The following is a 23,011-nucleotide window of genomic DNA, read 5'->3' on the forward strand; positions in this document are numbered from 1 at the left end:
TTAAAATTCCAAATTAATACCACCCGAAAAAGTACGCATTGTCGGATAAGAGAATGCGCCGACCTCCCAACCGCCTACCAACGATTGGCGGGGATCGATGCCGGAATGAGAAGTGAACATCAACAGATTGTCTCCAGAAGCGAAAACCCTTAACCGCTTGATCTTGTACCTACTTAGCCAGGTTTCCGGGAAGGTGTATCCAATTGTGATATTTTTGAAACTCAAATACGACGCGCTGAACATCGCCATGTCCGTATACATCCAGCTACCAATGGTCGAGCCGTTTCCATACGTGTTTCCGTACATGACCATGGGGAATTTTGCCGATGTATTTTCGGGTGTCCAGGTGTTTCCGATCAACTCAGCGGAAATCGCACTGCCTGGATTTTCGCTGACATACAAGTTATTTGCATATTCTGTACTCAGGAACTTTCCACCCAACTGATAGGCCAGCGCACCATAAAGATCGAAGTTTTTGTAACGAAGGGTAGTGCTGAATCCCCCAATCCAATCCGGCAACGCGCTTCCCATTTCATACCGGCTCGCAAGGGAATAGTCGGTAGTCGTGAAGCTTTCCCCCACTTGGTACTCCGGGTACAATCCTGCATCGGCCTCCGCTTGGGTTACCTGGTGATGGAAGAGCGGTAGTCCAGTCGATTGGTCCACACCTCCGTATTTGTACAAGTACATATTGAAATAGTCCTTGTTGATGCCCCGCAAATAGGTGATATTGCCTACCGAGCCGGTACCTGCGGCCGACCATCCATCAATTCCGGAAGTCCAATTACCGTTCAGTGCATCGGATCCCACTCCATCCGGGACGGCCTTCAATATGGTTTTGTAATGGGTCCCGTTGGTGGCAACCGACCAGGTCCAATCCGCATTTCGGATGATGTCTACCGAAAGATCGACTTCAAAACCCCGGTTATTCAGCTTCGCGGAATTGGTTGCGATGGACGACTGTCCCTTTGAGTAAGCAATGGGTTGGCTCCAAATGGCATTTACCGTAGTTCGGTCGTAAAAATCGACCGATCCCCTGACGCGTCCCAGAAAGCCGAAATCAATACCGCCATCGAACGTATGGATGTTTTCCCACGTCAGTTGATCGTTCACATACCCGTTTAGTGTCAACGTGTAAGAAGCCGGAATACCGGTGCCGCTGGTCGTTTCCGTATACGTTGCCCCATACGACCAAGTCTGATATCCGGAATAATTAGCAATGCCATTCTGATTTCCAATCACGCCGTAGCTGGCCCGCAGCTTAAGGATGTCCAGCCAGTCACGGGTGCTTTCCATAAAGCTTTCACCGTTGATACGCCATCCGGCACCAACCGACCAGAACGTTCCCCAGCGCTTATCTTTGAGTTTAAACTTCGAAGATCCGTCCCTTCTGATGGAGGCCTGAGCATAATACCGATCATCATAAATATAATTTACGCGACCGAAATAACTTTCCATCCGACGCGTGTCCAATGAGCCTCCCGGATTCGAAAACGTACCTCCGTTGTACCGGCCAACGAAATTCACGAAACTCGGGAAGTTATCGATCAGTCCGTAGGAAGAGTTGTAATTCAGCCCTTCGAAGTTAAAGGAATCGTATTCGTGACCCAACAACGCTTCTACCGAATGCGCCCCACTCACCTTGTTGTAATTAAGCAACTGTTGCGTATTCAGAATGGTTACCGTTGAAAAAACTTTGCCAAAGGCTCCTATGCCTGCGGCCTGCCCCGATTCGCTGTTCCAATAACGGGTTCTCCGTTCGTTGTACTTATCCAATGAAAAGTTTACGGTAAACGTAAAGTCCTCCAAAAAATTAATCTGACCATACGTTCTTGTATTCCAGTCGTCAGACACCCGGACATCCATATCGTTATCCAACACGGTGAGTATGTTGGTTGTAGACAATGCGGACGCCGTCTGGCCGAGCGGCGAATACGTATCACCTGCCAGCACGTGAACTTTTTTCGAACCGTTTTCCATGATCACGTTACCGAACTGGTCGTGAGCGTACAATTGTGTCAACTGATTTTGTCCGTTGATAAACCGGAAGACGTTGGCCACTGCACTGCCGGGGTTTCTGCCGAAACGCGTCGCCGGCGACTGGGTGGTACGGTTGGCAAAGCCTACGTTCGTACCGATTTTCAGCCAATCCAATAATTGTGCGTCGACATTGGCCCTTGCGTTATACCTTTCGAACGCAGACCCCCGTATATACGACGGATCTTCCAGGTAACCGCCTGAAAAGAAATAATTTACACGATCGGTACCTCCAGAGGCAGATAGGTTATATTCTTGCCTCAATTTATTTTCAAGCAGGTATTTATCGTAATGTTCGTCATAAAGCAATTTTGCATTCGGATTGATTTTTCCATCCGGATTGACCAGATACGCACCCGACATTTTAGCACTTGCAGACGATCCAGAACCGGATGGCGTGTATACTGCGCCTGGAACGTCGTATAGCATCCAGTTACCCAAATTATTCCGCTGGAAACTGGTGGTTGACCCGACGTAATCGAACAAATGCGCGCTGGCGAATTCGGCGGCCTCCTCATGGCTCATATTCGGATTCTGGACATTGGTTGTATATCCCTTGGAAATGCCCGTTCCATCGACGCCATATCGCGCGGAGTTATAGATCGAAAGCCAAGCAAACTCGTAAATATCTTTTGGGTTGGAGATTTTATCAAATTGATAAGGGCCTACTTGGTTTACGCCGGTTTTACCTTCGAAAGAGATTCTCGGAGCGCCTTTATTACCCCGTTTTGTGGTAATCAACACCACGCCATTTGCTCCCCGCGAACCATACAACGCGGTAGAAGCTGCGTCTTTCAAAATGGTGACGTTCTCAATATCCTTTGGATTGATCGTCGACAAGGGATTATCGTTTTGGGCCGGCACGCCGTCAATAACGACCAACGCGTTGGATGTATTTTGACTGGCAGAACCTAAGCCCCGAACCCGGATTCCCATGTCCACACCGGGCTGACCGTCTACTGCCGACACCTGAATACCGGGGGCCGCACCCTCCAAAGCCCTACTTACCGTCGAATTTGATTGGTTAGCAAGCACTTTCGAATCGACCGTGGAAATCGAACCGGTCAAATCCCGCTTCTTGGTTGTTCCATAAGCAACCACGACTACTTCATCCAAACCCGTGTTGGCTTCTTCCAATTGAATAACCATGTCCGGATTTGCGGCCGCTTCGCGATCTTTGTAACCCACAAAAGAAAATACCAAAACATCGCTGGCTACCGCTGTGATACGGTAAGCACCATTCCCATCGGTGGCCGCGTGTAAACCGGTGCGTTTATTGGTAACGGTCACACCTTCCAACGGCTGGCCATCGGCGGCGGACACGACCTTACCCGTTACGACGGATTGCTGAATCATCAAGTTATGAGTCGGTCCCTTAGCCGACAGCGATGCAAGCGATGCGAGCACTGCCTGCGTCTCGGCACGCTTTGTCAACACCACATACCCCCTATCCTTTTCTTCATACTGGATTGCCAATGGGGACAATAAGGTCTTCAACACATCCGATGCGGTTTGCCGTTGCACGTCGAGCGTTACATTTTCCACTCCGTCCAACAAGTTATTGGTATAGATGAAGCGGATGGCCGTTTGCTCCTCGATCTGGCGAAGCACTTGCGCTATCGGCTTATTCTCGACAACCAGGTCAACACGTTGCTTTAATGACTGAGCATCAGCGGGATCAGCATATAGCAATCCGCCCCCTAACAGCAACGCGACCATATAAAAGAAAGTAATACGGATCATATGCCACAGTATGGCTTTTCCATACAATTGGATTTTCATATTTTTGTTTCGGTTTGGTTGGGAACTATCAGTTCCCAAGATAAAGTACTAGATTTATTAAACCACCGTCCGGGTTCCGGTTGCAGCCAGAATCCGGACTCTTTAGGATCGTATAACTTGGTTTCACTCCTATTTAATGATAAGGGTGTATCCTTCAAATCATAGGCAGCCTCCTCCTTTCAGTATGATCTTATCTTTTTGCATCTCGTATTCGGCTCCCAGCGCAGACGCTACCAATTCAGCGGTATATTCGAGCGATTGGTCGCTGAGGTTGGCACTGATGCGGCAGGTATTGTATCGATCGTCCCCCGTTTCCACCGAAACCTTGAACTTCATCGAAATCCGACGGGCAACTTCCATAAAAGGCGTGTCGTCAAATTGCATATTATAAGCCGTCCCCTGCGTATAAGCATTCGTTTGCACCAGTTCAAGCGTTTCCACGGGCGGTGCTTCGAGCTTTAAGTCTCCGCTGGTCTTCAGCCGCTGATTTGGCATTAATACGACTTCCCCGGGGGTTTCCATCGCTTGATTTTTACGGACTTCCGATCGCCGCTGTTTACTGACGGCTACCTTACCGGTTAGTACCACCACTTCCATATCCCTTCGATTATCCGACTGCCGGATATTGAAACTCGTGCCCAAGACCGTTGCCATATAATCTCCCACTTGCACCCGGAAAGGTTTTCCCGCGATCTTAGATACCTCAAACAATGCCTCGCCCGTCAATTTCACGTCGCGTTTCCTAAAAGCCTTTACGTATCGGAGTGAAGCACCGGGTTTAAGCCAAATGATCGATCCATCGGGCAAAATTTCCTGCTTGACGGCATCTCCGGCTTCGATCGTCACGTGGGCGACCCACGGCCGATCACCGAATGCATTCTGATGGTGCCAATAGAAAAGGAAGGCTACGAGTAACAAAGCCGCAACGGCTGAATAGCGCAGTCTTGTCAAGCGATTTGATACAGGTTGGGTATCAACGATTGCCCCCGATGCCATAATTTGGTGGTAAAGACGGGATTTCATCGCTGCTTCACCTTCGTCGGAATCGATTTCAAGCTTTGTATCGTCAAACGAATGATACCACTGCTCGAAGCGTATACGCTCATCCGCATTCAGGGTACCCTCCTGCCATTTTTTTGCCAATCGATCGACTTCTTGTGGGGTCATGGTCCTCGCTTTCCTAGATAGCCAAAGAAAACCTATATACCCCTACCTTTTTTAAAAAAAAAAATCGTGATTTTCTATTTTTCCCGCATGGCGGGGAGCCACGATACAAAAGCTCGTACCGCGGGTAAACCGGAATTCCGTCATGCATCCCGTATAGTAGTTACCAAGACGTTTGCGCAGCGCCTTTAACGCTTTTGAAATGTGTTTCTCCACTGCTTTTTCAGTAACACCAAGTTCTTGGGCAATTTGCTTATTGGTATAATCGTCATTCCGACTGAGGCGAAAGACGAGTTGGCATTTGGGGGGAAGGCTGTTAATTGTATGTTCCAGCTGTTGCCGAAGATATTCCAGATCGAAATTTGGGTTATCACCGCTTGTCGGCAATGGAAGGGATTCCAATTCGATGTACAGTGCATTTTCCCGCACACGCTTGGCACGACGGTTAATCACTTCAAACTTAACAGCGACGGCCAAATAATTTTCAAACGACGCTTTCAACTCGAACGTTTCGCGTTTGCGCCAAAGATTCAAAAAAATATCTTGCACCGCCTCCTCCGCTTCCGGCATACTCTCCAAACGCTTAGCTGCTACCACAAGAAGCTTATCCCAGAACCGATCGTAAATATATTTAAACGCACCGGAATCGCTTGCTTGCAGCAACGAAGCCAATTGTTGATCGGTAAGGGTAGCGTAGTCTCTCTTCACGACTACGAAGGTAGTGATATTTCCGTGTTTTGGGGAAGCCTGTCAACGCGACTATTTCTTGCGTGGAACCAGCAGCAGAATCACTCCAGCTACCAAGACTACGCCACCAACATAGGGAGGCCAATTGACCCGCTCTTTCTGGTCAGCAGTGATTTCCAGCGAACCGATGTCCACTACTTTTTCTTTTTTCGTAAACGAGAAGCCGGTCCATACCAGCATGATTACTCCTACGATTACCAAAACAATTCCGATTGTCCTTGCCATATGATTTACGTTCAGTAATCAATCAACAAAGACAATCGGAAAATGTTTTTGGATCCAGCTCCTGCGATAGGCTACATTGCCGGTGTTACGGTAATTTTGCGGAACTCCACTCCCGTGTGGTCTCCTTGTAAGTAAATCGGACCGGGTTCTCCTTCGTGGCTATCAAGCGCACCACCTGTAATGCCCGGGATTTCCTGGTTACTGATAATGGTTTTGCCATTAGCTACAATAGTAACCATCCGTCCGCGTAGGGTGATTTCGTATCGGTTCCATTCATTCGGACCTAAGGTCGCCATTTCACTGGGCGATAAGAAACCATACACGCCTCCGAAATAATGCGATCCCGGATGCCGGTCTTTCGGCGAGTCTTCAATCTGTACCTCATAACGTCCCCGCAAATAAATGCCGGAGTTGGCACCTTCCTTATAACGGAATTCCGCGACGAGTTTAAAATCTTCAAATTTCTGCTCACTGATGAGGTTGGCTCCGCTTTCTTTATTGATCAATATGCCATCTTCAACCACCCATTGACTATTATCGCCCGAAGTTTTCCATCCGGTTAAGTCCTTGCCATTGAACAACTCGATGGGTTCGCCCCACTTCGCTTCACCCGTCCTGACCAAATAAGGCGCTTTAACTCCCGTAAATTGGAACACATTTCCTTTATTCGTTGTGATGGTCCCTTTTATCCCTTCTCCTTCAAGCTTTCCTTCAATGGTAAAGAAGCCACCTCCTCCTTCCCACTGCGGCGGAATCTGGAACGAAAACACGCCGTCTTTGAGTGTAATGTGCGAGATGGGGCGGCTACTTCCCGCATCGGCCACAAAGGCGCCAACCAGTACATCGAAACCCGATAGTTTGACCTCTAACCAAGACGGCACGTTCTTGCCATCTTTATTCACGGTGATATCCCAACGGCCGATCAATCCTTCAGCTTCTTCGGGCACGACCTGTGTAGCTGCATTGTGTATTTCTTCTTCCTGTTTCTGCGTCGAAGTTTCGTTGTTGCACGACATTACGCCCATTGTCAGCAACATCAAAGGGCCATATTTTACATATTGTTTCAGCATATCGATAGGATTAATTTTACAAAGTTGCTAATCTACAAAATTTCCTGTACCCAATGCGAGGATTCGGTCAAACTCCGCCTGCTTGAGCGGCATAACCGACAAGCGCCCCTGACGGACCAACGCTATGTCCTGAAGCAGCGGATCGGCCTTAATAGTTTCAAGCGTAACCGGCGTTTTTAAGGTCTCGACAGGAGCCAGATCTACGACAACCCACCGCTCATCCGTAGTGGTCGGATCTTGGTAAGCTTCCTTCACGACTTTGGCAACACCCACTACTTCCTTCCCCTCATTGCTATGATAAAACAAGACCAAATCATCTGTCTTCATGGCCTGCAGCGTATTGCGTGCTTGGTAATTACGCACGCCATCCCAGAAGGTCTGTTTATCCTTGAGAAACTGCTTCCAGCTGTACTTAAAAGGTTCGGACTTTACTAAGAAATAATTCATTATTCTGCGGTTTGGCAATTTGTCAATTTGCTAGTTTTGCTTTTGTGTTACTTCCATCTTTTCGGCGAAATGATCACAATAATCACGTAAGTCGCCAATTACGGCTTTCGCCAATTCATCATCCCCTGAAGCTCGAATAAACGTGTCTCCCAACGTCTGCAAGGTTTCGTAGAAAAACCGCTTCATTTCATCCAACGGCATATCCTTTGTCCACAGGTCGATACGCAGCGAATTTTTGTAATGGTGATCCCATAACGCTAAAAACAAGGCTTTTGCGGGAAGAGCTTCTTGGCTTTCACCGTCTGTAGATTCCCACACAATCGTATCTGGCACATTGTTGTCGTCCAGTTCAATCGTTAATTTTATTTCGGCTTTCTTCATGTTCATAAATTTATAAATCACCAAACGTTTAGTATCCAGATTGCCAATGCGACAAACACCGCAAAAATCCCCTCTGCAATCCACACACGCTTCAGGCTACGTAAAAGCAACCTAAAAAACTGATCGGTTATCACTAAGACCAACAAAAGTAAAAAAATCCAGCCAACGGTACTTATTCCGACCTTACTGGCGATAACCTGCCACAGCAGCCAGGTCATCAACAGGGCCGATGCAATATTTAACGGAGTGATTCTCAGCTTTTTCATCGTTTTTTGTTACGCCGGCTCATCGTACGGCGACCGCTGCGCTTTTTATCGTCTCCGGGTTTGCCCGATTTTTGGTTTCCGGCTTTCTTTTCATGGAATGCCCCCTTGAATTCCGGATTATCTTTACGCTTCTGCGCGTCAATTTCGCGGGCTAACGCTTGTCGCTCATCAAAGTCCGTTTTTTCGATAAATACACCGTCGGGAATATCCAGCACGGGTATTTGCTGACGAATCAATTTTTCGATTTTCCGAATGTAATATTCCTCCGCCGGATTACAGAAGGTAATGGCATCGCCTTTTTGGGATGCTCTGCCCGTACGGCCGATTCTATGCACGTAATCTTCGATGACGATCGGCACATCAAAGTTGATTACGTGGCTCACATTGCTGACATCAAGCCCCCTTGCCGCAACATCGGTGGCCACCAATATCCGTACAGCTCCGTCTTTAAAAGCTTGAATCGAATTGATCCGGGTGTTCTGCCCTTTGTTGGCATGAATTACCCTGACGCTTTCCGTACCATACTTGCGTTCAAGGAAACGAAAAACCTGATCTGCTACCGTTTTGGTTTTACAGAAAACGATCAACCGGTTTAAAGCAGTGTCGTCCTTTAACAAATATTGAAGCAGATTGATCTTGGTTTTTAAGTTGGGCACGTGGTAAAGCGCTTGTGTAACGGTCTGCGCCGGCGTGGCCTGTTCCGTTACCTCCACAACCGTGGGGAAGGCCAAGAAGTCGCCGGCAATCCTATGCACCAATTCGCTCATCGTCGCCGAAAACAACAAATTCTGCCGTTTACGGGGAACTACCTCCAATATACGGTGCAATTTCCCAATGAACCCCATATCCATCATCTTGTCTGCCTCATCCATCACCAGGATATTCAGCGATTTGGTCACCAGATGACCTGCCAGATAAAGGTCTAGAAATCTTCCGGGCGTAGCTACCAGGATATCCACCCCCTTTTCCAATTCCGAAATCTGGGTTTTCGGCCCCAATCCACCATATAGCACCACTGTACGCAAATCCGTGTAAGTCGCAAACAAACGGATATTCTCCTCGATTTGCATGGCCAGTTCACGGGTGGGTGAAAGGATAAGCGCACGGGCATCCTTACCTTGCGCATATTTCAGCTTCATCAGAATCGGAAGCACAAACGCCGCTGTTTTACCGGTACCCGTTTGTGCGATGCCCATGACGTCCTGTCCGGCCAAGATCGGCGGAATGGCCTTCTGCTGGATCGGGGTCGGGCTTGCGTATCCCGCCTCCTCAATCGCGCTCAGAATCTGTTTATTGAATTTGAAATCCGCAAAGGTCTTCCGCTCCATTTGGCAAAGATAAGAAAACGGCGTTACCGATTCATTTTCGGTGGTCAATAAGCGTTATGCTTTTCCGCGAATTTTCAGGAAACTTGATCCGGTTGATCTCCTGGATCGGGGTAAATAAAATCCTGGGGCTTACGCGCAGCTTAGCCCGGAAACGGTCTTTGATTTTGAGCATTAGCTCTTCCGATGCGCTGTAAGACCCTACTTTCACCGTGATTTCGTCCTCACCGAATTCGTCCGATGAGATTTCCACCACGTAATTTTCTACCTCTTCGAAGTCGTTCAATAGGTCGAACAGCACGGGTGGATAAAGTGTCGTTCCCTTGTATTTGACCATTTGATTTTTACGTCCGATAACCGGTCCGAGCCGCAGCGTACTACGTCCGCAGGCACAGCGTTCATAATGGGGCTGCACAATATCGCCCGTCTTGAAACGCAATAAGGGCATGCCTTCAACCCCCAATGTGGTAACCACCAGTTCGCCGGGCTGCCCTTCCGGCACAGGGTTGCCATCTTCATCTACAAACTCGGTAATGATCAATTCGGGGTGGTGGTGGCCTCCTACCCCATGTTCGCATTCGGTGAATGCCGTAGCCATTTCCGTGGAGGCATATGTAGAAAATAGCTGAATATCCCAGTGACGGCAAATGCGTTGTCCAAGCGCATTCAGGGAGAAATCGGGATTACGCAGGGGCTCGCCGATGCAAAGCGCTTTTTTGACGCTGCTGCTCCGGTAATCAATACCGTTAGCTTCGGCAAATTCGATCATCTTAAGCAAAAACGAAGGCACACAGACCAAGGCATCGGGCTGCACCCGGGCTATCGTATCCCACTGCAATTCGGGCACACCCGATCCAACCCGCACGATACCCATCCCCATTCTGCGTGCGCCAAGGAAGTAAGCCAACCCGGCCATAAAGCGACGGTCCATCGTCGTGGTAAGCTGTAGGGCATTTCCCCGTTGCAATCCCATGCATTGATACGACAACGCCTCGTTGTAAGCAAGCCGATCCAAATCGGCATCTGTCAGGGCCAAGAGCACCGGATCGCCCGAGGTACCGGACGTGGTCACATAATCAGCCACCCGCGCGGCATCGACACAACGGAACGTCCGGTTGTGATTCTGCAAATCCGCCTTGGTTGTCCCAGGGATCCGCGTTAAGTCCTCCAAAAAACGGATCGACCCCACTTTGATGTCCTGTCTTTTAAATAGGTTCTGATAATAAACGGAATGGGCTTGGAGATAGGCCAGCACCTGCTGCAATTTCTCTTCCTGAAACCGCTTAATTGTATCTTTATCTGCTTTCTCGATTGCTGGTATCATTTTTCTACCTCCTCTTTCACTTTGCTCCATCGCTCACACTGTTTAATTCGCTTCTCAATCAACCGGCGGTCCGGAACGGTCGTCACTTCCTTGTGGATTGCCGCCCGGAAATAACGTAATGCCTCATGATACCGTCCGCATTTTTTGAGGTATTCGCCTACCAGAAAATGGGCCTTCCAAAATTCCGGATTACGTGCAACAAAATCGGCCAACACCGTGTCATCGATTTGTACTCCATCAGCTATCGCCGCCTCCAAAGTACGGGTTTGCTGCCGAAATATCTCATAGCTTGCAAAAGTGTCTGTGTGCATAAACGGGTCTTCCAGAATACGAAGGCCGGCTTCATCCAACGGCAACGACATGGACATGGTATCCATACGGGAAAACACTGTTTTCAGATCATACGCCACAAATGCGCCCAATTGATAGGGGTTAGCGGAAACCCAAAGCAACCGGTCTTCCGGTTGAAAAATCACCGCATGATGGGCCAGCAGCTGATTAATAGCCTTTTCATTCCCATATCCCAACGGTATGCCGTTTACTCCTTCCCGATTGCGCAATAACGAAGCGGCCGCCTCGGGAGTCAGCGGCGGTGCCGCTGCAATAAGCTCGTTCATACGTTCGAACCGGTAACGTGAATGGCTCTCCTCCATTTGCCGCACGTTGTTCTTATCGGTCACATACGGCTCGCTTTGAAAATGATTGGTGCAGATCAGCAACTCCCCGTTATTTTCCACCTCGTAGACACCGAATTTCTTTGGCGACACTTCGATCACCACCGCTTTCCGATCGGCCGCGCTGCCCACCATAATCGCTTCCGATACAAACACCTCGCGTTGCCGGGCAATCTGAATGGCTTCATCGATGGTTGCCGCATATTGCAGGATTTCGCGCGTAAGCAACGAGATGGGCGTCTTGGCTTTGTAAGGTAAATCGGACTTACCCGCATTGATGGTTACCGTCAGCCCTTTTTCATTCATTCCCGATACGGCGCCCACCATACCGGCCCAGGTGACCATCGCATGTTTATATCCCTGATCGGGGCGGATAAAGGCGACTACTTTCTCGCTGGAAAATGCATCGCCCACATAAAAATCGAAGTTCCGACCAATGAGCAACCTTCCGTCGGCCGTATGCCTTCCCCATGCCGCAAACGACGAGCAGCCGACAAGCGCTAGGTCGCGCAACGCATGTCCGAGGTCGTGTGCGCCATGAAAATATAGCAGCCGTTGGTAGGGAGGAGCAATATAATTATACGTATTCGAGGCCGATTGCGAAATGCCAAAAATCTCAGTTTTGTATTCATCGGGCACATAATCAATTAATCGGCGATTGAAAAACCGGAGAAATCCGCGCAATATGCGTTGACGGAACGGCGAAGGTACCAACTCATGGAGCTTATCAACAAACGCCGCCTCCTGTTGGAAAAGCAGTTCCTGGGTCAGTATTCCATTTGTCAATCCTCTTGTTAACGGATTGCCCGACACGTACAATTCCCAAAGCCCTTGATCATTTTGGTGAAGTTTTCCATGAGGCATCATGTAGAACTCGGCAGATATCCGGGTCCGCTTTCCCACGAAGCTCGTACGTTCCGCCATCGGGGGTAGTTGCCTGGCGCCGGAGCAAGCGGTCACGATCAGCGCCAACCAACATCCGAAAACGACGCGAACCCTCACTTTTTTACGGTAACATATGGGTGACCGCTCGTACCGCACGGTCGTGCTTCTTCACGAACGGATTTTCCTTATCCCAAACATATCCCGCAAGCACGGAACACACTTTTCGGCGCACATCTTCATTCACTTCGGGATGAAACATAAATTTCTGCAAATCGCCCGAATACCAATCACGTATATACGAACGGAATACGTTGACACCCCATAACATATGCGCTTCATACTCCTGCTCCCAGTCCACCGCTTCACCAGCCAGCTGCCTGATCGCCAACTTTGCCGACAACGCCCCGGATTCCGTGGCAAAACAGACTCCCGAAGAAAAAACCGGGTCCAAAAATTCGGCGCTATTGCCAGTAACGGCGAAGCCTGTGCCGTATAGTTTCTTCACGGCTTTCGCATAGGAAACAATTTTCTTAGGTTCAAAAAGGAACTCCAATCCGTCAAACCGCTCCCGGTAATAGTCTGATTGGCGGATAATATAACGGAACGTATCGGCGTTATTGCCTTGATCCAAAGCTTCCAGGTGCTCCTTGGGGCAAACCAATCCCAGGGATGAGCGGCCGTCAGAAAATGGGATGACCCAAAACCAAACTTTTTGATCGAGCACATCAAACGTGATCAACGTCCCTTCGTTGCCTGAAGGACGACGCTTATCATCGACATGTACAAACGTGGCCGCCATGGGTGGAAACGAAGAAGGAGCGTCCAAATCCAACAAGCGAGGCAATACACGCCCGTACCCACTGCAATCGATTAGAAACCGGGCCTGTATTTCCCGGCGATTTCCCGCTTCATCACGTACTGTAGTTAACGAATCCGTGCCACTGAAAACCACGCTTTCTACCGTGGTACCGAACGCAATATCTACACCTCGGCGCTGCAAAACATCGGTAAGCGTCTGGTCAAACTCGGCCCGGGGTAACTGCCACGTCCAATCCCACCCGGGCGAAAATTTCTGACTAAAGTCAAACCAACAGACTTCGCTTCCGCGAAGAAAACGCGCACCGAATTTTTTCTCGAATCCTTTTGCTTCTACCTCTTCGACAAATCCTGCTTCGTCAAAATGATCCATGCATCGGGGTATTAAACTCTCGCCGATAACAAAACGGGGAAAATGCTCCCGCTCAACGATCTTGACTTTGATTCCTTTTTTATGTAAAAGAGATGCCGCAACAGCTCCAGACGGCCCCGCTCCGATCACTAAGACATCAACGTGCTCTGAAATCATTATTGTAAAATGGGATATGAAAGGGCCAAACTTAGGCAAAGTTGCGTATAAAAACAAACGCTACCATTTCCTTACCTTCCGCTTTACCGGATCCCTTCCAAAGAGCCGCTTGCCTTTCGCTGAAGTGCCGCTTTTTCGGCTTTTTTACCTAGATATGCCCGGGACGCATAGGGGATGGGGCCCAACTTTCTCCCGCCCTTGTTCGGCCATCTACTATGCCATGCGTAACCGGTATCTAGGGCGTGACTAAGGTTTTTATAGGTACGGCTTAAATATACCATGGTCGATTTATAGAAGATGTCAGGAGAAAGGCAGGAGAAAGTATGAAGAAAGGCAATGCGTGCTAAAACATGTATTGTATATCAACACCAATTTGTCTAAGTTTGCATCCGCTTAATTTTAACGCGTTGCTAATCACATGATAGAACTGACGAATCCGATCACGTTGGCAGATTTTTTCGGGGTGCTATTCGAAGGCCAGAAAATCAGTTTGCCTAAAAGTGTTTCGGATAGAGTGAACCAAAGCCACACTTTTTTAAAACGGTTTGCCAAAGACAAGATCATCTATGGCGTCAATACAGGCTTCGGCCCGATGGCTCAATATCGAATCGACGAAGGCGACCAAATCCAGTTACAATACAACCTTATCCGAAGCCACGCGGCCGGAATGGGTGACATATTGGATCCCATTTATGTCAAATCTACGCTGCTGGCTCGGCTCCACACCCTGTCACTTGGGTACTCAGGAGTACATCCAAGCACCATAGAATTGATGACGGAACTATTGAACCGTGATATTTGTCCGGTGATTTACCAACATGGAGGTGTGGGTGCAAGCGGCGACCTGGTGCAACTGGCACACTTGGCGTTGAATCTGATTGGCGAAGGGAACGTGATTTATCAAGGGAAGCAAACACCAGCAGCGGTGGCTTTGGCCAACGAAGGGCTGCAGCCCATGCAAGTATACATACGCGAGGGACTTGCCCTTATCAACGGCACTTCGGTCATGACGGGTATCGGTATCGTTAACGCCATCTATGGCAAACGGCTGCTTAACTGGTCCATCGCCTGTTCAGCGTTTATGAATGAACTCGTCCGGGCATACGACGATCATCTCTCTGAAACACTGAACGGCGTGAAAAAACACAACGGTCAGCAATGCGTTGCGGCATGCATGCGGGAAATCATTGCCGATAGCCGACTGATCCGCAAACGTCATGAACACCTTTACAGCCGGAAGGTCGAAGAGAGCATCTTCAAGGATAAACTGCAGGAATATTATTCCATCCGCTGCGTACCTCAAATATTAGGTCCGATATGGGACGCGCTGCAACATTGCACCGACACACTTATCGAAGAGGTAAACTCGGCAAACGACAACCCCATCATCGACGTGGCTTCGGAATCGGTATACCACGGCGGCAATTTCCACGGCGACTATGTCGCATTCGAAATGGACAAACTTCGCATTTCCATTGCGAAGTTAACCATGCTGATGGAGCGGCAACTGAACTACCTCCTCAACTCCTCACTGAACGAAATATTGCCATCGTTTGTCAACCTGGGAAGGCTGGGATTGAATTTTGGTATGCAAGGCGCTCAGTTTACCGCGACATCCACCACGGCGGAAAACCAAACGCTCGCAACCCCGATCTATACACATAGCATCCCAAATAACAAGGACAATCAGGATATTGTCAGCATGGGGACCAACTCGGCTTGGCTCACCAAAAAGGTGATCGACAACGCGTATGAAGTGCTCGCGATTCAATTGCTTACGCTCGTGCAGGCCGTCGAAGCACTGGAATGCGAGCCACTCCTTTCGTCAAAAAGTAAAAAAGTTTATGCCGATATCCGATCGATTGTTCCTATCTTTAAAGAGGATATGGTACTGTCTCCGTATCTGGCTGCCATAAAAGATCATGTCAAGACACATGACTAATTCATTAATTTACGCCATGAAAACATTCCTTAGCTGTTTGTTGGGATTAACCGTCTCCCTCGCACAGGCTCAAGAATTAGCCCTCGTCAAGAAAGGCAAAAAAATCGGTTATATTGATAAGCAGGGCGATAGGGTCATCGACCCGAAGTACGATAAGGCCGGATCGTTTTCCGATGGCTTGGCAGCGGTCTGGATCGATGGAAAATGGGGGTACATCAATGCTTCGGGAGAGGTCGTGATCAACCCGCAGTTTGACCATGCCAAAGCTTTCCATAGGGGGGTCGCCGTGGTTGCCAAAGAAGATAAATGGCAATACATCGACAGAAACGGTCAATTAGTAGAGCTGCCTCATTCCGACAAGCTATACGACTTCAACAGCAATGGATTGGCTTTTATCCGCGAAGGCGATTTGGTGGGGCTAATGGACACAAAGGGGAACGTGGTGGTAAAGCCTCTGTATACCGAAATAAAACCTTTTGAACACGGATTTGCCAAAGTGAAACGCGGCGAAAAATGGGGAATCCTATCTTCGACGGGAGACATGGTGATTACACCCGAATACGACGAGATCGACATTTCCGGAAATGGAGTATTCGTAGCACGGAACGGCACGGCATTTGGCATGCTGACCCAAGACGGCTCCTTTAAACACGTTAAAGATGCGACGAAAATATGGCCTTTCCTAAAAGGCGAGACATTGACCTACGCACGGAAAGATGACAAAATGGGCTTCGTCAACACACAGGGAGAATGGGTTATTGAGGCCCAGTTTGAAAAGGCAAGAGCATTTCGCAACGGTCTGGCACCGGTATCTGTAGGCAAGAAATGGGGGTATGTAAATGCCCAGGGCGACCTGGTGATCCAACCGGAGTATCCCGATGCGGAAATATTCAGTTCGGACGGGTTGGCCCCTGTGAAAGTAGGTAAAGAATGGGGGTTCATCGATACCTCCGGAAAATTGGTCATACCCGCCGAATACAGTATCTCCGCGGCCTTCGTCGGATTCCTGACCAGCGGCGAAGACAAGGGATTCATTGATGGCGTGGCTCGGGTAAAACGCGAAGGAAAATGGGGATTTATCGACACCAAGGGCCAGCTACTCGGCAATGAATGGTATGATAACGCAGAGCCTTTCGAAAAAGTGAATTGATGGAGCGTAGGAACTATGCATTAGTGACCGGAGGTTCGCGCGGCATTGGCCGGGCCATTTGTATCGCGCTGGCACGCGACCTCAACTATCCGGTGTTGATTAACTACCAGTCCAACGCCGAGGCGGCCGAAGAAACCAAGGAAATTATTACCTCAAACGGAGGCGAGGCCGAAATTATCCGCTTTGACGTCAGCAATCCGTCTGAAACCTGTACGCAGCTAACGGCATGGAAGGATCAGCATCCCGACGCACTGATCGAAGTGATCGTCAACAACGCGGGTATCACGCGCGACGGACTGTTTATGTGGATGGAAAATGACGACTGGAACCAAGTGGTGCAGACCAGCTTAAACGGGTTTTATAACGTCACCAAGTTTTTGATCCAGGATCTGCTGCGTCACCGGTACGGACGGATCGTCAATGTAGCTTCGGTGTCAGGGGCGAAAGGCACGGCGGGGCAGACGAATTATTCTGCCGCCAAGGCAGGCCTAATCGGTGCCACCAAAGCGTTAGCGCAGGAAGTGGCTAAACGCAACATTACCGTCAACGCGGTAGCCCCAGGCTTTATCGAAACCGACATGACCAGTGCGTTGGATGAGAAGGAATTGAAAAAAATCATACCTTTAAACCGATTTGGAAAGGCGGAAGAAGTGGCTGATCTGGTGTGCTTCCTCGCATCCCGGAAGGCTTCCTATATTACCGGAGAGGTTATCCATATAAACGGCGGAATTTATTCGTGATGGAACGGCGTGTAGTTATTACGGGAATGGGTATTTATTCGTCACTGGGCAAAAGTCTGGCCGAAGTGAAAGAATCGCTCTATGTGGGCCGCTCAGGAATTGTTTTCTCTCCTGAACGCAAGGAATTTGGATACCGGTCGGCACTTACGGGTTTCGTCGAGAAGCCTGACTTGGCTAAGGCGCTTTCCCGCAGACAACGTATCAGTATGGGCGAAGAGAGCGAATACGCATACGTAGCCACCCGCGAGGCGCTTCAAAACGCGAAGATCGACGAGGCTTTATTTGACGAACGAATTATCGGTTTGGTCTATGGCAACGACAGCGTGTCTCAAGCGGTAATGGAATCCATCGATATTGTACGGCAAAAAAAAGACACCATGCTGGTGGGTTCGGGAGCCATTTTCAAGTCGATGAATTCATCGGTGACCATGAATCTTTCCACCATTTATCGCGTACGGGGCATCAACATGACCATCAGTGCAGCTTGTGCCAGCGGCTCCCATGCGATTGGCTTAGCCTATTTATTTATCAAACAGGGTTTGCAGGATTGCGTCATTTGCGGAGGCGCACAGGAAACGAATAAGTACGCCATGGCTAGTTTTGATGGTCTGGGGGTATTTTCGGACCGCGAAGATGAACCAACCAAAGCCTCCCGTCCGTTCGACCGAAACCGCAACGGCTTAGTACCGGGCGGTGGCGCCGCCACCTTGGTCCTCGAAGAATACGAATCGGCTGTTCGGCGTGGCGCTCCCATCCTGGCGGAAGTATTGAGTTATGGCTTCTCATCGAACGGCGACCACATCTCCACCCCAAACGTAGACGGCCCCATACAAGCGATGGACATGGCCTTGCGGCAAGCAGGTCTCGCTCCGGGAGACATCGAATACATTAACGCCCACGCCACGTCCACTCCCATGGGCGATGCCAACGAAGCCCGCGCGCTAACGCAGTTGTTCGGCTCCAACCCCTATGTCAGCTCGACCAAATCGATGACCGGCCATGAGTGCTGGATGGCGGGAACCAGCGAAGTCATTTATTCGCTGATTATGGCGCAGCATGGGTTCATCGCACCGAATATCAACCTGGAAGAAGTGGACGAAACCGCCAAGAATCTGAGTTTGGTAAAAAATACGATAAACCAAAATTTTAATGTATTTTTGTCGAATTCTTTTGGATTCGGCGGAACAAACTCCGCATTAATTGTAAAAAAACTGTAAAAGCGCAGCATTAGCCATGAGCAGGGACGAGATTATTGATATAACCAATTCGTTTTTAATCGATGAGTTTGAGGTGGAGTCTGAGGTGATCCAGCCAGAGGCAGATTTGAAGGAATCGCTTGATCTGGATAGCCTGGACTATGTGGACTTGGTTGTCATTATCGAATCGAATTTTGGCATTAAACTGGAAAGCAAGGATTTTACCGACGTCCATACATTTAACGACCTATATGATTTAATCGGCAGCAAGCTGCATGCCATCGCCTAATCACATCCAATGGCTGAATGGGAAGGAAAGTCGAGGGGAACGGTTTCCGGTTACCGAATATTTATTTTCCTGATAAAGCACGCAGGGATTAATGTGGCCTATCTGCTGCTGGTATTCGTTTCCCTATATTACGTAATTTTCTCTCCCCGGCAAACCAAGGCCATTTACCAATATTTTCGACATAGACGCCATAACAGCATCGTTTCCAGTCTGGCAAACACCTACCGCAACTATTTTGTCTTTGGGCAGACGCTCATTGATAAAGTCGCGATTACTGCAGGGCTGGAACATAAATACACGTATGAATTTGATGGCATTGACCACATCCGGCAGCTAGCCAAAGACAACAGCGCCGGTATCCTCATCAGCGCCCATGTAGGAAACTTCGAAGTATCCCAATATTTTATGGGGGAGTTCGAAAAACAGATCCATCTGGTGACTACCGATGAAGAACAACGGGCTATCAAATCATACCTCGCCAGCATTATGGCCAAGCCCAGAACAGGTTTCGTTGTGGTTAAAGAGGATTTATCACATGTTTTTGCCATCAATCAGATCATTGAACAAAAGGAAATGATCTGTTTTACGGGCGATCGCTTCGTGAATGGAAGTAAAACATTGACAGCTGACCTTTTCGGTCGGCCGGCCCGCTTTCCAGCGGGACCCTTTCTGATCAGTTCAAGGCTCAGCACTCCCGTACTTTTCGTATACGTAATGCGCGAGCGGAATAGACATTATCACCTTTATGCGCGCAAAGCAACGTTTAGTCATCGCGACGCGCAGTCGCTACTTCACGCATTTACCCAAAGCATCGAACAAATTTTAGCGAAATATCCTTTACAATGGTTTAATTATTACGATTTTTGGAAGGCTTGAAATGAAAAAAGTCTTAGTCGTATATTACACCCAAACCGGGCAGCAAAAAGAAATTTTGGACCATTTGTTGGCTCCCTTGGCAGCCGATCCGGAGGTCATGCTTTCCTTTCATCGGATACAGCCGGTTGCCGACTACCCTTTTCCATGGGACAGTCTGCGTTTTTTCGATGCGTTTCCGGAATCGTTCCTGCAGATTCCGTGTCCATTGGAACCGATCGACCCACGGGTTCTTGAAGATTACGACCTCATCATTCTGGGTTATCAAGTTTGGTACCTCTCCCCATCCATTCCATTTAACTCATTCTTAAAGAGCGCCGAAGCGAAGGCATTGCTGGGCGGCAAACCGGTCATCACTGTTATCAACTGTCGTAATATGTGGGTGATGGCACAGGAGAAAGTCAAAAGGGCATTGCACGAATTGGGTGCACATCACGTAGGAAACGTTGCATTGGTCGACCGCCACCTCAATCACGTCAGCGTCATCACGATTGTACATTGGATGATGAAAGGCCGGAAAGACTCGTATTTAGGACTGTTTCCGAAACCCGGCGTTTCGGACAAGGATATCCGGGAATCCCGCAGGTTCGGCATCTCCTTGCTGCCTCATCTTCGAAATAGCGACTATACCACGTTGCAAGCGGAATGGATCGAACAGGGGGCTGTCTGGGTCAAGCCTGTACTGGTATTCACCGATAAACGGGCCAACACCCTTTTTGCGAAATGGGCGCGGCTTATTCGGAGTAAAGGCCTTCCCCAAGCCCGATCACGCAAACCCTGGCTCAGAGCCTTTAACTATTATTTGATTTTTGCGATATGGATACTTGCCCCTATCGTGACTTTATTATTTTTAATACTACATTTGCCCTTCCTTTCTTTGGTTAGGAAGGAAACCAAATACTATCAATCAGTTCAATTAAAAATACCCCGGTAATGCCAAAGGTATACATTAATGCAATCGCGAAGTTTTTACCGAATGACCCCGTGTCCAATGATCGCATGGAGCAGGTGCTGGGCGTAGTAAACGATGTTCCGTCCCGGGCACGCTCCATCGTATTGCGTAATAATCGGATTACGTCGCGTTACTATGCCATTGGAACGGACGGGCAACCTACGCACAACAACGCGGAACTGACCTTACAAGCCATCGCCCGGTTGATGGATCAATCCGGCGCGGATAAAACGAAGATTGATGTCCTTTCATGTGGGACCTCAACGCCCGATCAACTGCTTCCGTCACATGCCAGCATGGTACACGGATTGTGGCAAAATAAACCGATGGAGCTTAACTCGGCTTCCGGTATCTGCACTTCAGGCATCAATGCCCTTAAATATGCCTACATGGCACTTGCTACCGGAAGTGCAAAGCAAGCGGTTTGCACAGGTTCTGAACGGGTTTCTTCGTGGTTACGCGCAGACAAATTTATCAACGAGTCCGAACGGCTTGCAGCCCTCGAGCAAAACCCCATCATTGCTTTTGAAAAGGACTTCCTTCGTTGGATGCTTTCCGATGGGGCCGCAGCCATGCTGCTGGGCGATGAACCTGCATCGTCAGGCAATTCGCTGGCCATCCATTGGATTGATGGCATCTCGTATGCCCACGAACTCGAACCGTGTATGTATGCAGGTGCTACCAAGATCAACGGAAAGTTGGTAGCTTGGAGCGACGCTTCGCCGGATGCGTGGCTTTCAACGTCCATCTTTGCAATCAAACAAGATATCAAGCTTCTCGAAGCACACATCATTCCGAAAGGGGTACAAAGCATTCAGGAAGTCATGCGCCGGCATCAGCTAAACACAAACGACATCGACTATTTCCTCCCGCATATCTCGTCCTATTTCTTCAAGGATCGATTGTCGGAAGCTTTCGCGAAAGCAGGCATCGATATCCCGGAAGAAAAATGGTTCATCAACCTGCATAAAATCGGCAACGTAGGTTCAGCATCCAGCTATATTCAATTGGAAGAACTCTTCAATGGGAAAACGCTTCAACGCGGAGAAAAAATACTGCTATCGGTACCGGAAAGCGGAAGATTTTCCTATGTTTACGCACTATTGGAAGTAACCTAATGATATGAGCCTGGTTTCGTCGCAAGAGGCAATCTGCAAATTGATCCCGCAACAACCTCCTTTTGTGTTGGTTGACAAGCTCATCACGTACGGAGATGACTTCATTGTTTCCGGTTTCGAAATCCCCCAGAAACATGTATTAGTAAACCCGGATGGGGTCTTGACGGAAGCGGGGGTTGTCGAACATTTTGCTCAAACCATTGCCCTGCACCAGGGATACGACTATTTTCTGCGGAGCATGCCTCCTCCTGTCGGTTACATCGGCTCTATCCGAGATTTTGAGATCTTCCGATTGCCCCGGGCCGGCGATGAGCTTCAGACCAGCCTCCAGATCCTGCAACGCCTGTTTGGCGTTACGCTGGTCCGCGGAGAGGTCAGGCTTCACGAACAGATCATCGCCGTCGGCGAAATGCGAACCGTCATAGCGAAAGACCTTGAATAAGCATACGTCATTTCCGGATATTGAAGAGCTCATCCCCCACCGCCCTCCCATGGTCATGGTCGATCGGGTTGTGACAGTAGATGGCTTAAAAACAGAGACCGGTTTCGGGGTCCGGTCAGACTGCCTGTTCGTCCATGAAGGGACGTTGTCGGAGATGGGAATGTTGGAAAACCTTGCTCAGACCAGCTTTATTTTCCTGAACTATTTTTTCATCCGGCCAAACGAAGTACTTTGGAACAAAGAAAAGGACAACCTGGGCGTAATTAGCACGATCCTCGAGCTGGAAGTCTTACGCCTGCCCAAAGTTGGCGACCAATTGCTAACCTGTACACACACGGAGCTTGTTTTTACCTCGGATTTTTTGAAAATTTGCAACATCCAGGGCCGTATTTCCGTAAATGGCGAGACTGCCTTACAAGCTTCCATGAAAATGCTCCTGCAAACGGAGGATTCGTGAGGGGTATAGGAAACCTGCCTGTCAGCGTCTGACACAAAGGCGATGAACCTGAAGGTTCCATGAGGCCATTACGGAAAAAAGATATTCGGATGAAACCTGCATAATTACCATAAGGATATGAACTAAAGCGAAGCGATCTCTTGACCGCCACCGAAATATACAAGACGTGAAAAATAATTT

At 48.9% G+C, this 23,011-nt stretch carries 22 protein-coding genes; 10 read left to right on the forward strand and 12 right to left on the reverse strand.

The window, feature by feature from the left end:
- From ACFQRK_RS07610 to ACFQRK_RS07665, 12 genes are all read right to left on the reverse strand, one after another.
- On the reverse strand, positions 1-3,819 hold the full coding sequence (locus tag ACFQRK_RS07610; protein WP_379005220.1) for a SusC/RagA family TonB-linked outer membrane protein: 3,819 nt from the start codon (positions 3,817-3,819) through the stop codon (positions 1-3).
- A 159-nt stretch (positions 3,820-3,978) separates the two neighbouring features.
- A complete protein-coding gene (locus ACFQRK_RS07615) occupies positions 3,979-4,986 on the reverse strand; it encodes a FecR family protein (RefSeq protein WP_379005222.1) in 1,008 nt (335 codons plus the stop codon).
- Positions 4,987-5,037: 51 nt separating this feature from the next.
- Complete coding sequence (locus ACFQRK_RS07620) at positions 5,038-5,691, reverse strand: RNA polymerase sigma factor (RefSeq protein WP_379005223.1); 654 nt, start codon at positions 5,689-5,691, stop codon at positions 5,038-5,040.
- Positions 5,692-5,742: 51 nt separating this feature from the next.
- Positions 5,743-5,955: a hypothetical protein gene (locus tag ACFQRK_RS07625; protein WP_379005225.1), complete on the reverse strand. Its 213-nt coding sequence runs from the start codon at positions 5,953-5,955 to the stop codon at positions 5,743-5,745.
- Positions 5,956-6,026: 71 nt separating this feature from the next.
- On the reverse strand, positions 6,027-7,025 hold the full coding sequence (locus ACFQRK_RS07630; RefSeq protein ID WP_379005227.1) for a DUF1080 domain-containing protein: 999 nt from the start codon (positions 7,023-7,025) through the stop codon (positions 6,027-6,029).
- Positions 7,026-7,052: 27 nt separating this feature from the next.
- Positions 7,053-7,472, reverse strand: a complete 420-nt coding sequence (locus ACFQRK_RS07635; protein WP_379005228.1) for an EVE domain-containing protein — start codon at positions 7,470-7,472, stop codon at positions 7,053-7,055.
- A gap of 30 nt (positions 7,473-7,502) precedes the next feature.
- Positions 7,503-7,853, reverse strand: a complete 351-nt coding sequence (gene gldC, locus ACFQRK_RS07640) for a gliding motility protein GldC (protein ID WP_379005230.1) — start codon at positions 7,851-7,853, stop codon at positions 7,503-7,505.
- 17 nt (positions 7,854-7,870) lie between these two features.
- On the reverse strand, positions 7,871-8,119 hold the full coding sequence (locus ACFQRK_RS07645) for a hypothetical protein (RefSeq protein ID WP_379005232.1): 249 nt from the start codon (positions 8,117-8,119) through the stop codon (positions 7,871-7,873).
- Positions 8,116-9,447: a DEAD/DEAH box helicase gene (locus tag ACFQRK_RS07650; RefSeq protein ID WP_379005234.1), complete on the reverse strand. Its 1,332-nt coding sequence runs from the start codon at positions 9,445-9,447 to the stop codon at positions 8,116-8,118. Before ACFQRK_RS07650 ends, ACFQRK_RS07645 begins: the two co-directional genes overlap by 4 nt.
- 31 nt (positions 9,448-9,478) lie before the next feature.
- Positions 9,479-10,798 carry a phenylacetate--CoA ligase family protein gene (locus tag ACFQRK_RS07655; RefSeq protein WP_379005236.1) on the reverse strand — a complete coding sequence of 440 codons (1,320 nt, stop codon included), beginning with the start codon at positions 10,796-10,798 and terminating at the stop codon, positions 9,479-9,481.
- Positions 10,765-12,366 carry a C45 family autoproteolytic acyltransferase/hydolase gene (locus ACFQRK_RS07660; RefSeq protein WP_379005238.1) on the reverse strand — a complete coding sequence of 534 codons (1,602 nt, stop codon included), beginning with the start codon at positions 12,364-12,366 and terminating at the stop codon, positions 10,765-10,767. The genes ACFQRK_RS07655 and ACFQRK_RS07660 overlap by 34 nt, the downstream gene beginning before the upstream one ends.
- Before the next feature lie 82 nt (positions 12,367-12,448).
- On the reverse strand, positions 12,449-13,672 hold the full coding sequence (locus tag ACFQRK_RS07665; RefSeq protein ID WP_379005240.1) for an NAD(P)/FAD-dependent oxidoreductase: 1,224 nt from the start codon (positions 13,670-13,672) through the stop codon (positions 12,449-12,451).
- A gap of 418 nt (positions 13,673-14,090) precedes the next feature.
- Here ACFQRK_RS07665 and hutH point away from each other — a divergent pair, with 418 nt between their 5' ends.
- The 10 genes from hutH to ACFQRK_RS07715 are packed head-to-tail and all read left to right on the forward strand — an operon-like array spanning position 14,091 to position 22,831.
- On the forward strand, positions 14,091-15,614 hold the full coding sequence (gene hutH / locus ACFQRK_RS07670; RefSeq protein WP_379005242.1) for a histidine ammonia-lyase: 1,524 nt from the start codon (positions 14,091-14,093) through the stop codon (positions 15,612-15,614).
- Positions 15,615-15,630: 16 nt separating this feature from the next.
- A complete protein-coding gene (locus ACFQRK_RS07675) occupies positions 15,631-16,764 on the forward strand; it encodes a WG repeat-containing protein (RefSeq protein ID WP_379005244.1) in 1,134 nt (377 codons plus the stop codon).
- Positions 16,764-17,504 carry a 3-oxoacyl-ACP reductase FabG gene (fabG, locus tag ACFQRK_RS07680; RefSeq protein ID WP_379005246.1) on the forward strand — a complete coding sequence of 247 codons (741 nt, stop codon included), beginning with the start codon at positions 16,764-16,766 and terminating at the stop codon, positions 17,502-17,504. Before ACFQRK_RS07675 ends, fabG begins: the two co-directional genes overlap by 1 nt.
- On the forward strand, positions 17,504-18,721 hold the full coding sequence (locus ACFQRK_RS07685) for a beta-ketoacyl-[acyl-carrier-protein] synthase family protein (RefSeq protein WP_379005248.1): 1,218 nt from the start codon (positions 17,504-17,506) through the stop codon (positions 18,719-18,721). The genes fabG and ACFQRK_RS07685 overlap by 1 nt, the downstream gene beginning before the upstream one ends.
- Before the next feature lie 16 nt (positions 18,722-18,737).
- Positions 18,738-18,989 carry a phosphopantetheine-binding protein gene (locus ACFQRK_RS07690; protein WP_379005250.1) on the forward strand — a complete coding sequence of 84 codons (252 nt, stop codon included), beginning with the start codon at positions 18,738-18,740 and terminating at the stop codon, positions 18,987-18,989.
- Positions 18,990-18,998: 9 nt separating this feature from the next.
- On the forward strand, positions 18,999-19,865 hold the full coding sequence (locus ACFQRK_RS07695; RefSeq protein WP_379005252.1) for a hypothetical protein: 867 nt from the start codon (positions 18,999-19,001) through the stop codon (positions 19,863-19,865).
- A 1-nt stretch (position 19,866) separates the two neighbouring features.
- The gene (locus ACFQRK_RS07700; RefSeq protein WP_379005254.1) at positions 19,867-20,796 is read left to right on the forward strand and encodes a hypothetical protein; all 930 of its coding nucleotides are present in this window, start codon (positions 19,867-19,869) and stop codon (positions 20,794-20,796) included.
- The gene (locus ACFQRK_RS07705) at positions 20,796-21,932 is read left to right on the forward strand and encodes a beta-ketoacyl-ACP synthase III (RefSeq protein WP_379005256.1); all 1,137 of its coding nucleotides are present in this window, start codon (positions 20,796-20,798) and stop codon (positions 21,930-21,932) included. The genes ACFQRK_RS07700 and ACFQRK_RS07705 overlap by 1 nt, the downstream gene beginning before the upstream one ends.
- A gap of 4 nt (positions 21,933-21,936) precedes the next feature.
- Positions 21,937-22,374, forward strand: coding sequence for a 3-hydroxyacyl-ACP dehydratase (locus ACFQRK_RS07710; RefSeq protein WP_379005258.1), 438 nt, complete (start codon positions 21,937-21,939; stop codon positions 22,372-22,374).
- A complete protein-coding gene (locus ACFQRK_RS07715; protein ID WP_379005260.1) occupies positions 22,367-22,831 on the forward strand; it encodes a hypothetical protein in 465 nt (154 codons plus the stop codon). The genes ACFQRK_RS07710 and ACFQRK_RS07715 overlap by 8 nt, the downstream gene beginning before the upstream one ends.
- The last annotated feature ends 180 nt before the right edge of the window (positions 22,832-23,011 follow it).

The sequence above is a fragment of the Parapedobacter sp. GCM10030251 genome (genome assembly GCF_042666505.1).
In the GTDB taxonomy this organism is placed as follows: domain Bacteria; phylum Bacteroidota; class Bacteroidia; order Sphingobacteriales; family Sphingobacteriaceae; genus Parapedobacter.